Source organism: Actinocorallia herbida (assembly GCF_003751225.1).
In the GTDB taxonomy this organism is placed as follows: domain Bacteria; phylum Actinomycetota; class Actinomycetes; order Streptosporangiales; family Streptosporangiaceae; genus Actinocorallia; species Actinocorallia herbida.
The window spans coordinates 5085492-5095164 of record NZ_RJKE01000001.1 but is presented as its reverse complement, the minus strand read 5'-3'; the positions used below and the strand labels follow the sequence as shown (position 1 = coordinate 5095164).

The following is a 9673-nucleotide window of genomic DNA, read 5'->3' as shown; positions in this document are numbered from 1 at the left end:
TTGCAGTGTCTTTCGGACGTGCGGAATCCCATGAAAGTGGCGCTGGGCACGGTGGGAGGCGGTCCGGAACCCGAAACCCGATGGCCGGATCAGGCCGATATCCGCCTTCTCTGGAAATGGCCAACTCCGCTGTGCGTTCGCGCGAACCGCGCCGGATCGGCCCTTTCCGGATACCGGGCGTCTTCGGACTTTCCGCAGGTGTTCGAGGAAGTGGGGACGAAGAGGGCCGGGGCGTCTACGATCATGGAATTCACCCCCATGTCCCGGAGTCGCCACCGTGAAACGGAAGCTCGTCTCTGCCCTGTCGCTGGTGATCATCGCTGCCACCCCGGCGTCCGTCGCCGCCGCCCCCGTGTGGCAGGTGCATCTGAAGACGGGCGAGGTCTGGCTGGGTGAGGTCGAGGTGATCGGGAAGGGGAACACCTGGTTCTTCGGCGAGGACAACGGCCCTTACCTGGAGAGCGAGGACGGGGAATGGGTTCCGGCGGCCTATCACTGGGACGGCCGCACGACCAGGAGGATCCCGCTGCCGGAAGGGCTCGGCAGCTCGTTCGTCGACGACGCGGACTTCGCGGGTCCGAACGACGGCTGGCTCGTCGGCACCGGGGAACATCTGAACCTTCTCGTTCTGCACTGGGACGGGAAGACCTGGAAGGTCGTGCGTGATCGTCCGACGGACGGCATCGGTGCCGAGGTCAAGGCGCTGGGCGGTGGAAGAGCGCTCGTGACGGGCTTCACCAAGGGCCGGACCGAGATGACGGCGACCTTCGACGGCGAAGTGTGGCGCGAGGCGAAGGACACGCTCTCCCTTCACGACTTCTCCGGGCGGCACGCCCTCAGCTGGGAGTCCGGCAAGCCCGGCGTCCGCCGCTGGACCGGGAAACGCTGGACCAAGGTCGCGGTCGGCGCGCTGCCGAAGTCCACCAAGGCCAGGCCCGTCACGCTGCACGGCCTCCAAGCCGTCTCGGCCGAGAACATCTGGGTCATCGCCGAGCGCGCCACCGGCCAGGAGTCCGCGATCACCTACCTGCTGCACTGGAACGGCCGCAGCTGGAAGCGCGAACGCGTCCCGCTTCCGTCCCCTCACGCCGGCCTCTACCTGATCGCGCCCGACGGCCGCGGCGGACTCTGGGCCAGCGGCGGTACCGGCTACCACTACGCCGGCGAGGACGACCCCAGTGACCCTCTCCTCTACCACCGGCTCCCCAACGGCAAGTGGACGAAGACCAAGACGGACACGGTCATCGACGACCTCGCCGCCGTCCCCGGAACCACCTCACTCTGGGCCGTCGCCCGCCACGGCTACTCGCGCGACCACACGATCCTCACGCACAACAAGCCCCGCTGACCCCACGACCACGTCCGCAGCGCACGATGTCGCGCCCTTGAGCGCGGGCTCGCGGTCTGCGGACGCTCTCGTGGTCGAGCATGGGCTGTGCGCGTCCGTCTCGGTCAGGAGGCGGCCGCGTGGAGGACGTCGGCGAGTTCGACGGACGCCGACAGCATGGGCCAGTGCCCGGTGGCCAGGTCGAAGCGCCGCCACGGCGGCTGGTTCAGGAAGGCGAGCATCGGCACCCCGCCGTCCAGCAGGCCCTGGAAGTCGCGGCAGGCGACCAGGACACGGTCCACGCCGGGGCCGGGTTCGGCCGGGCCGGCCAGCCGCTGGGTGTAACTGCCGAACGGCTGAGGGGTGGCACGCGCGCGGAGAGCGTCCCGCCGGCCCCGGTCGAGCCCGTCGAGGCTGCTGGACAGACCCAGGACCTCGAACGGCGGCATCGGCAGCCGCCAGCCGTCACCATGGGCCGCGACCTGCCGGCCCAGCTCGTCCACTGCCTCCGGTGGCATGAGATCGAGCATGCGCATGCCTGCGGCGAACGGGGCGCCGTCCACGTAGACCACGCGCTCCAGCCTGTCACCGAGGCGCCCGGCTGCGCCGGTGACGGGGGCGGCCGCGTAGCTGTGGGCGACCAGCGTGACCTCGCGCAGGTCGTTCTTCTCGACGAAGTCGGTGATGTCCGCGATGTGAGTGTCCAGGTCCGTCTGGGGCCCGCCTTCCTCCGCGCGCTCGGCCAGACCCGTCAGCGTCAGCGACAGCGCCGTGTGGCCGTGCCGCCGCAGCGCGTCGGCGGTGTCTTCCCAGGCCCACGCGCCGAGCCAGGCGCCGGGAACGAGTACGAAGGTGGTCATCTGATCTCCCTGAAATCGAGGTGCTGCGGGGAGCGTAAGATCGATACAGGACAGAATCAGCCCTGAAATGTCGAGTGATCCATGTCGCATCCCCTGACCCGTGTGCTGACCCTGCTGGAAGTGCTCCAGTCGAACGCCCGACTCACCGGGACAGAGCTGGCCGACCGGCTGGACACCGACGTCCGTACGGTCCGCCGGTACGTCGCCCACCTGCGCGAGCTGGGCATCCCCGTGGAGGCCGAGCGCGGCCGCCATGGCGGCTACCGGCTGGCCCGCGGCTACCGGATGCCGCCCCTGGTGCTCACCAATGACGAGGCCCTCGCCGTCGTCCTCGGACTCCTCGCGGCCGAACGCCTCGGGATGGGCACGACGGTGCTGGCCGGCGCGGGGGCCCGGGCCAAGATCGAGAGGGTGCTTCCGCAAGCCCTGCGGGAGCCGCTCGCCGCCATGCGGGAAACCCTGCGCTTCACCGCCAACGCCGTCAGCGGGCAGGCACCCGTGGGCGGCGTCCTGCTGGCTCTGGCCCAGGCTTCGCGCGCCAGGGCGACCGTCGGCATCACCTACCTGTCCGGGCGGCAGGACCAGACCGAGCGCGACATCGACCCCTACGGCGTGGTCTTCCACACCGGCCGCTGGTATCTGGTCGGCCACGACCACCTCCGCGACGACCTGCGGACGTTCCGCATCGACCGCATCGCCTCCGTCACCTCCCGCCCGCAGACCTTCGCCACCCCTGAGGGTTTCGACCCGGTCGCCCATCTGACCGCGACCCTCGCCCAGGGGCCTTACCGCTGGCAGGTCGAGGTGACGATCCACGGCCCTCTCGACGAGATCGCCCGAAGGCTGCCGAGCGCAGCCGTCACGCTCACCGCCCAACCCGTCGGCGTGCTGGTACGGGCACAGGCGGAACGCCTCGACGGCATGGCGCACCTGCTCGCCTCACTGGAGTGGCCCTTCACCATCCACACTCCCGACGAACTCCGCGGAGCCCTCAAGGACCTGGCGGGCCGGCTCGCCGCCGCCGCCGAACGACAGCCGGAAGCCTCGTCGCGCTAGATCACGGATCCACCGCGCCGACCCGCCCGAAGCATCACGCCCCGGCGATCCTCCCGCGCAGCTCCCCCACACCCGTCCGCTGAACGTCAGCACCGCCCCGTCCGGATCCTTGGAGTCCCGCACGGAGACGGGAGGAAGGGGGTGCGCTCGGAAGCCGGGTCACGGGGGCCGCGCGAGAGCGGGACACCGTCGACGAAGGCGGGCGCCTTGGCCCGCTCACGGTCGCGGACCCGGGGCAGGGGCCGAGAGCGGCCGCGCCCTGTGGCTACTCGACGCGCTGGCCAGGGAGCGGGACGCCGCGACACCCTCCGCTGGTTCGGGGAAGCCGATGGCCGGGGCTGCGTCCGCGGCGTAGGGTCGGGGCGTGAGGGCCGCTGTGTATGCGAGGTACGGGGCGCCGGATGTGGTGCGGATCGTCGAGGTCGACGAGCCGGTGGTCGGTGACGGTGAGGTGCTGGTCGGGGTGCATGCGACGACCGTCAACCGGACGGACTGCGCCTATCGGGCGGCCCGGCCGTTCTTCATGAGGGCGTTGACGGGGCTTCGGCGGCCGCGGAGGGCGGTGCTGGGGACCGAGTTCGCCGGGGTCGTGGAGGCGGTCGGAGAGGGCGTTGAGCGGTTCGGGGTGGGGGATCGGGTCTTCGGCTACAACGAGGGGCCCTTCGGGACGCACGCCGAGTACGTGGCGGTGGCGCAGGACGGGATGATCGCGAAGATTCCGGAGGGGTTCTCGTTCGAGGAGGTCGCCGCGGGGACCGAGGGGTCGCATTACGCGCTGGCGTTCCTGTACGCGGCCAAGGTGGCCGACGGTCAGCAAGTCCTCGTCTACGGGGCCACCGGGAGCATCGGCTCGGCGGCCGTGCAGCTGCTGAAGGCGAGGGGCGCGCGGGTGACGGCCGTCTGCGGGACCGAGCACGTCGAGCTCGTGCGGAGGCTGGGGGCCGATCGGGTCGTCGACCACCTGACGGACGACTTCACCTCGGAGGGGCCCGTTCACGATGCCGTGTTCGACGCGGTGGGCAAGAGCACGTTCGGCCGCTGCAAGGGGCTGCTCAAACCGGGCGGCGTCTATCTGTCGTCCGAGCTCGGGCGCGGCGGCCAGAACCTGCTGCTGGCGCTGCTCAGCCGACGGGTGCGGTTCCCGTTTCCGCGCGAGGGCGCGGAGACGATGCGGGAGATCCAGGAGCTGATCGCCTCCGGCGCCTTCAGACCGGTCATCGACCGGCGCTACCCGTTCGACGAGATCGTCGACGCCTACCGATACGTCGAGACGGGCCGGAAGGTCGGCAACGTGATCATCGGGCTCCGCTGAAGGAGCCGTCGACGTAGGTCTCCCACCCGTCGGAAGGGAGTGGTGGACCCCGGGGTTCTACCCGGCCCCGGGGCCCTGGGGTCCGCTCGTGTCCGCCGGTGGTCTCGTGGTCGGGGATCAGTCGTAAGTACGTCGTGCTCTGCCTTTGAGCTACCGCGCCAGGTGGAGGCGCAGACCGGACTCGAACCGGCATCCCGACGTGCTGGGTCCCCGGCCCGGTGGCCGGTGGTGAGCGGTGCGTGCTGAGACTGGAGCGAGAGCCTGAGTTTGACGGGGCTGCCTCTGCCACTGGGCTACCCCGGCTCGGGTGCCGGGGACGGGAGTCGAACCCGCGCTGTCACCGCCTTCAGACTGAGCATCATCCTCAGCTTTCCGGGCTTGTGCCCGGACCCCCGCGCTCCAAGCGGGGGAGTCTTGGGATCAGTCGAGCAGGTAGCGGAAGACGGCGTCGCCGACGCGGCGGTCGGTGACGTCGACGCCGTTGGCCTCCTCACGGGCGTACTTCACCGCGGCGGTCAGCCGCTCGGCGCGCTCCTTGAGCTCGTTGACGCGCCGGGCCGGCAGGGCGCCGGAGAAGCCGACCTTCGTCCAGGTGCCGACGATGACGTCCTCGGTGTAGGTCTCGACCTGGGCGGGGTGCTTGTCCGTCGCCTCGTACAGGACGTGCGCGCGCGGCACCTTCTTCGTCCGGGTGGTCCGGACGGGCTCGGTGCGCCACTGGTCGGCGGACTCGTCGAACGTCCAGGTCTCGGCGGCGTCGAGCACGGGCAGCCTGGCGATGAACGACTGCAGCTCGATGAGCTGCTTCTCCAGGAACAGCAGGTAGGTGACCGGGACGTCGGACAGCACGACGCTCCCGTCGACGACGACGTCGGCGCGGGCCTCGCAGTTCGCCCAGTCCTTGGTCGCGACGACGTCGAACAGCCGCACCAGCGAGGCGCCCGCCTCGCGCAGCACGTCCTCGGCCCGCACCTGCACCTTGGTCGACTCCGAGGGCAGCGTCTCGCCCTCGTCGTCGTTCGGCTGGTACGTCCGCGAGATCCCCGACAGGAGCACCGCCTTCTGCAGTCGGCCGTGCGCCTCGGTGAGATCACGCTGAGCCCGGGACTTCGTCCCCTTCTCCACTGCGATGATCTGATTCAGCTTGGTCACATCACGGACGATACGGAGCACTCCCCGCCCTTGTCGCCTCATTTAATTCGTGTGTGCGGGCCCGAGAAAAGCGTTGGTCCTGGAAGTGGGCGGATGGCATCCTATGGCGGTGATTCGACCGGAGATCTCGTTCAGTTTCGCTTCCGACCTGCATATTTTTGTGGGCGCCCGTCGCCGGGCCGGGTTCACCACCGTGGTCACCGACGGGGCCTCCACGCTCGGTCATGTCGTCGAATCCCTCGGCGTTCCCCTCACCGAAGTGGGCAGGCTCCTGGTGAACGGCCGGCCGGTGTCGACCGCGCACGTTCCGGCGGCCGGTGAGAGCGTGGAAGTCCTCCCGGTCTCCCGCCCGCAGCGGATCGAAGGCGCCCCGCTGCGCTTCCTGCTCGACGTCCATCTGGGCACCCTGGCCCGGCGGATGCGGCTGCTGGGCATCGACACCGCATACGAGAGCACGGACATCGGCGACCCCGCACTCGCCGCCCGCTCGGCCGCCGAGCGTCGCGTGCTGCTCTCCCGGGACCGCGGGCTCCTGCGCCGCCGCGAACCGTGGGCCGGCGCCTACGTCCACAGCACCCGCCCCGAACAGCAGCTGCGCGAGATCCTCGAACGCTTCGCGCCGGAACTCGCCCCCTGGGAACGCTGCGTCTCCTGCAACGGCGACCTCGTGAGAACGACCAAGGAATCGGTCCGCACCGAGCTCAAGGACGGCACGGAAGACGCCTACGACGCCTTCGCCAAGTGCGCCGCCTGCGGCCAGGTCTACTGGCAGGGAGCCCACCACGCCCGCCTGGAACTGATCGTCGCGCAGGCCAGGGAAACCGTCTCGGCAGCCCGCGCGTCCGCGGACGAGACAGGACCCGCCCCCCGCAAATCCGGCTGACGCCGCCCCGCGAAGCCTCCGGCCCTTTCGCCAGAGAGGCGGCATCATGATCGTTCGGCCGATCACAGACGAAGCTCCGCACCGACCCCGCTCGCGCCACCGCCCCCTTGCGCGCACTGGTCGTCCTGACCGACCTCGTAGTCAGCCGCTGACAGACGGCCGGCTGACGATCAAGACCGCAGACTCCCGCCCATGACCAGCACGAGCCCCCGGAGAGCCGTCCCGCCAGCCCCTCCGACCAGCACGTCGAAGAGGGCGAGGCTCTTCATTGAGCGAGACCGGTCTCCCGGTCCGCAGCAGCGATCTGGGCGTGGAAGCGCTTGTGGACCCAGTGACGCTCGCCAAGGATGCTCACCTGCCCCCAACGGCCGGAGACCGGACCGAGCCGGGTCTGCCGTGGCATCGTGCCTGCGAGACGCTGCGGGCTGGCGCCGCCGGATAGCTTGCCACTCTCCAGCACGTAGATGGCGTCTCGGGTGACCGCCACGCAACGGTACTTGTTCACGAAGATCGTCAATCCGGTGAGATAGGTGACGACGAAGTACAAGAAGTTCGGCGCGCTCTGGCAGATGAACACCTGCCGGATCTCGCTGCCGGCGGGCAGGAACGGTGCCGAGCGCCGCGCCAGGTCCGGTCGCGGTTCGGGGTCTCGTCGACCGCTCTCATCAGGTCCGTCGATCAAGGTGACCCTTTCCCCCTACTGCGCATCCCCATCGCGCGAAGTCACCGTATCGCCCTGGCACGACGCTTCGTGTGCGGGCCGGCGTGACGGGACCTCCAAGCCGCCCACTGACGGACGATCAAGACCGCAGACTCCCGCCCGCGAACAGCACGGGCTCCCCGGCCGAGTGGCGGTGCCGTCCGCGGTGTCCGGCGCGACAAGGGCCCGTCCTGCCCCTGCCACCGGTGGTGGTCCGCGCCTGCCGGTACACCCCCGAAGGCAACCGGCCGGCCCTGCGCGCCACCCTCGACAGCACCCACCTTACTGTGTAAGGGCCGCGGGTCGGGTTCGACTTGGAGGAGACCTGGGCGGGTTCGGGTCAGCGCTTTCGGGCGGTGATGAGGTGGCAGGCCGCGGTGAAGCGGACTTCGGTGCCGTGGAGGTAGGGGGTGAAGGCCGGGCGGACGGATTCGATGACGCGGGCGCGCGTGGTGGCGTCGTGGTCGCGGAGGAGGGTGCCGACGGGGCCGAATGTCGTGAAGTAGGTGATGAGGTCGGCTTCGGGGAAGGAGCAGGGCTCGTCGAAGGGCTGTAGGTCGATGTCGGTCCAGTCGGCGTCTTCCAGGATGCGGTGGACCAGGTCGGGGTTCGCGAGGCCGAACTGGCCGGGCTCGTCGGGGCGTCGGACGGGCAGGTCCGGGAGGAGAGGGGCGGCGGCCCGTTCGGCGGTGGTCATGAACGGGTTCTCCTCGACGGCGCGCCAGACGATCAGGCGGAGGCGGGCGCCGTCGGCCGCCGCGCGGCGCAGGTTCGTGAACGCGCGGGTGGGGTCCTCGAAGAACATGACGCCGAAGCGGGAGACGATCGTGTCGAAGGAGCCGGGTGCGAACGCGTGCTCCTGGGCGTCGGCGAGGACGAAAGACGCCCTTGAGCCTTCCCGGGCCGCGCGTTCCCTGGCCGCCGCGATCATGGGGGCCGAGATGTCGACGCCGACGCACTCGCTCTCCGGCCCGGCCCGCCGTGCCGCCGCGATCGTGGTGGCGCCGGTGCCGCACCCGACGTCGAGGACCCGGTCCCCGGACTCGACGCCCTCGGCCAGCAGGTCTGCCAACGGCCGGAACATCCCGTCCATCAGATCCCGGGCCTCGACCCAGGCGCTGCCGGACGGCCCGTTCCAGCGCGCTTCCTGCCCGCCGTCCGGTGCGCTGTTCTCGTTCACGGCAGGCTCCTAGACCTCGGCGGCGGGGCCGGGGTCACGGCCCCGAACGATGTGCCCGGCCAGCATAGGCGGCAGGGCCGCGCGTCCGGCGATCGACGCGGCCCCGGTCACTCCGGCACAGGTCAGCGGGCTTGGCGGTCTTGACAGCGTACTTTTAACCGTACATAGTACCGATCAACGAACGGCTCGCTGGAAGACCGGAGGGTGATGTGAACGAGGACCTCGACGGCGTGCTCGAACTCAGGGTCGAGCAGCTGCGCAGGGAGTCGGACGGCGTCCTGTCGGTGACCCTCGCCGACCCCGAGGGAGGGGCGCTGCCCGCCTGGGCGCCCGGTGCGCACATCGACCTGGAGTTCCCCGGCATGGTCCGGCAGTACTCGCTGTGCGGCGACCCGGCCGACCGCTTCACCTACAAGGTGGCCGTCCTGCGCGAGGAGGCGTCGCGCGGCGGATCCGCGCACATCCACGAGGTGCTGCGCCCCGGCGACCTCGTCGAGGTAGGCGGTCCGCGCAACCACTTCGCGCTCGTCCCCGCGCCGCGCTACCTGTTCGTCGGCGGCGGCATCGGGATCACCCCGCTGCTGCCGATGCTCGCGGGGGCCGAGGCCGAAGGGGTCGCGTGGACCCTGGTCTACGGCGGCCGGAGCCGTGCCACCATGGGCTTCCTCGACGACCTCGCGCGGCACGGTACCAAGGTGCGCGTCGTCCCGGAGGACGAGAGCGGCAGGCTCGACCTCGACGCGCTGCTCGCCGAGACCCCCGCGGGCACCGCCATCTACACCTGCGGCCCCGGCGGCCTGCTCGACGCGCTCGCCGAGCGCTGCGCGGCCCTCGGGCGGTCCGACGACCTGCACCTGGAGCGCTTTCAGGCCAAGACCTTCGACATCGACCCGTCCGACGAGCACGCCTTCGACGTCGTCTGCGGGCGGTCCGGCCTGACCGTCGAGGTCCCGGCCGACCGGTCGATCCTCAGCAGCCTGGAGGAGGCCGGGATCGGCGTCCCGTGGGCCTGCCAGGACGGCATCTGCGGCAGTTGCGAAGTGAAGATCCTCGACGGCGCCGCCGACCACCGCGACTCGCTGCTGACCCCCGCCCAGCAGGAGAGCGGCCAGACCCTCATGGTCTGCGTGTCCCGCGCGCTCGGCGACCGTCTCGTCCTCGACCTCTGATCCTTCTTCCCGACGACCCCCTGGAGACCCGGCC

10 protein-coding genes are annotated in these 9673 nt (G+C 70.6%); 5 read left to right on the top strand and 5 right to left on the bottom strand.

Annotated features, from left to right (window positions below; genetic code table 11):
- Positions 1-277 precede the first annotated feature (277 nt).
- Positions 278-1348: a hypothetical protein gene (locus tag EDD29_RS23255; RefSeq protein WP_123666443.1), complete on the top strand. Its 1071-nt coding sequence runs from the start codon at positions 278-280 to the stop codon at positions 1346-1348.
- 104 nt (positions 1349-1452) lie between these two features.
- On the opposite strand, the gene EDD29_RS23250 is transcribed toward EDD29_RS23255, so the two are convergent.
- Complete coding sequence (locus tag EDD29_RS23250) at positions 1453-2187, bottom strand: alpha/beta fold hydrolase (protein WP_123666442.1); 735 nt, start codon at positions 2185-2187, stop codon at positions 1453-1455.
- An 81-nt stretch (positions 2188-2268) separates the two neighbouring features.
- Here EDD29_RS23250 and EDD29_RS23245 point away from each other — a divergent pair, with 81 nt between their 5' ends.
- Positions 2269-3243 carry a helix-turn-helix transcriptional regulator gene (locus tag EDD29_RS23245; protein WP_123666441.1) on the top strand — a complete coding sequence of 325 codons (975 nt, stop codon included), beginning with the start codon at positions 2269-2271 and terminating at the stop codon, positions 3241-3243.
- Here EDD29_RS23245 and EDD29_RS48150 read toward each other — a convergent pair.
- A complete protein-coding gene (locus tag EDD29_RS48150; RefSeq protein ID WP_123666440.1) occupies positions 3127-3366 on the bottom strand; it encodes a DUF397 domain-containing protein in 240 nt (79 codons plus the stop codon). The two genes, EDD29_RS23245 and EDD29_RS48150, sit on opposite strands and share 117 nt — an antisense overlap.
- Before the next feature lie 241 nt (positions 3367-3607).
- Between EDD29_RS48150 and EDD29_RS23235 the strand changes: the two genes are divergently transcribed.
- Complete coding sequence (locus EDD29_RS23235) at positions 3608-4555, top strand: NAD(P)-dependent alcohol dehydrogenase (protein WP_211359855.1); 948 nt, start codon at positions 3608-3610, stop codon at positions 4553-4555.
- Positions 4556-4975: 420 nt separating this feature from the next.
- Here the strand turns inward: EDD29_RS23235 and EDD29_RS23230 are convergent, their stop codons facing one another.
- Positions 4976-5707: a DUF7873 family protein gene (locus EDD29_RS23230; protein WP_123670637.1), complete on the bottom strand. Its 732-nt coding sequence runs from the start codon at positions 5705-5707 to the stop codon at positions 4976-4978.
- A gap of 103 nt (positions 5708-5810) precedes the next feature.
- On the opposite strand from EDD29_RS23230, the gene EDD29_RS23225 reads away from it, so the two are divergent.
- The gene (locus tag EDD29_RS23225) at positions 5811-6590 is read left to right on the top strand and encodes a Mut7-C RNAse domain-containing protein (protein ID WP_211359854.1); all 780 of its coding nucleotides are present in this window, start codon (positions 5811-5813) and stop codon (positions 6588-6590) included.
- 265 nt (positions 6591-6855) lie between these two features.
- On the opposite strand, the gene EDD29_RS23215 is transcribed toward EDD29_RS23225, so the two are convergent.
- Positions 6856-7272, bottom strand: a complete 417-nt coding sequence (locus EDD29_RS23215; RefSeq protein WP_211359853.1) for a hypothetical protein — start codon at positions 7270-7272, stop codon at positions 6856-6858.
- A 358-nt stretch (positions 7273-7630) separates the two neighbouring features.
- Positions 7631-8470 (bottom strand): class I SAM-dependent methyltransferase, encoded by an 840-nt coding sequence (locus EDD29_RS23210; RefSeq protein WP_211359852.1) that lies wholly within the window; start codon positions 8468-8470, stop codon positions 7631-7633.
- Positions 8471-8679: 209 nt separating this feature from the next.
- On the opposite strand from EDD29_RS23210, the gene EDD29_RS23205 reads away from it, so the two are divergent.
- Positions 8680-9639 (top strand): PDR/VanB family oxidoreductase, encoded by a 960-nt coding sequence (locus tag EDD29_RS23205; protein ID WP_246052949.1) that lies wholly within the window; start codon positions 8680-8682, stop codon positions 9637-9639.
- The last annotated feature ends 34 nt before the right edge of the window (positions 9640-9673 follow it).

Excerpts from the sequence above, each read along its gene's own strand:
- EDD29_RS23250 (WP_123666442.1), bottom strand. The coding sequence starts at position 2,187 with ATGACCACCTTCGTACTCGTTCCCGGCGCCTGGCTCGGCGCGTGGGCC.
- EDD29_RS23245 (WP_123666441.1), top strand. The coding sequence starts at position 2,269 with ATGTCGCATCCCCTGACCCGTGTGCTGACCCTGCTGGAAGTGCTCCAG.
- EDD29_RS23225 (WP_211359854.1), top strand. The coding sequence starts at position 5,811 with ATGGCGGTGATTCGACCGGAGATCTCGTTCAGTTTCGCTTCCGACCTG.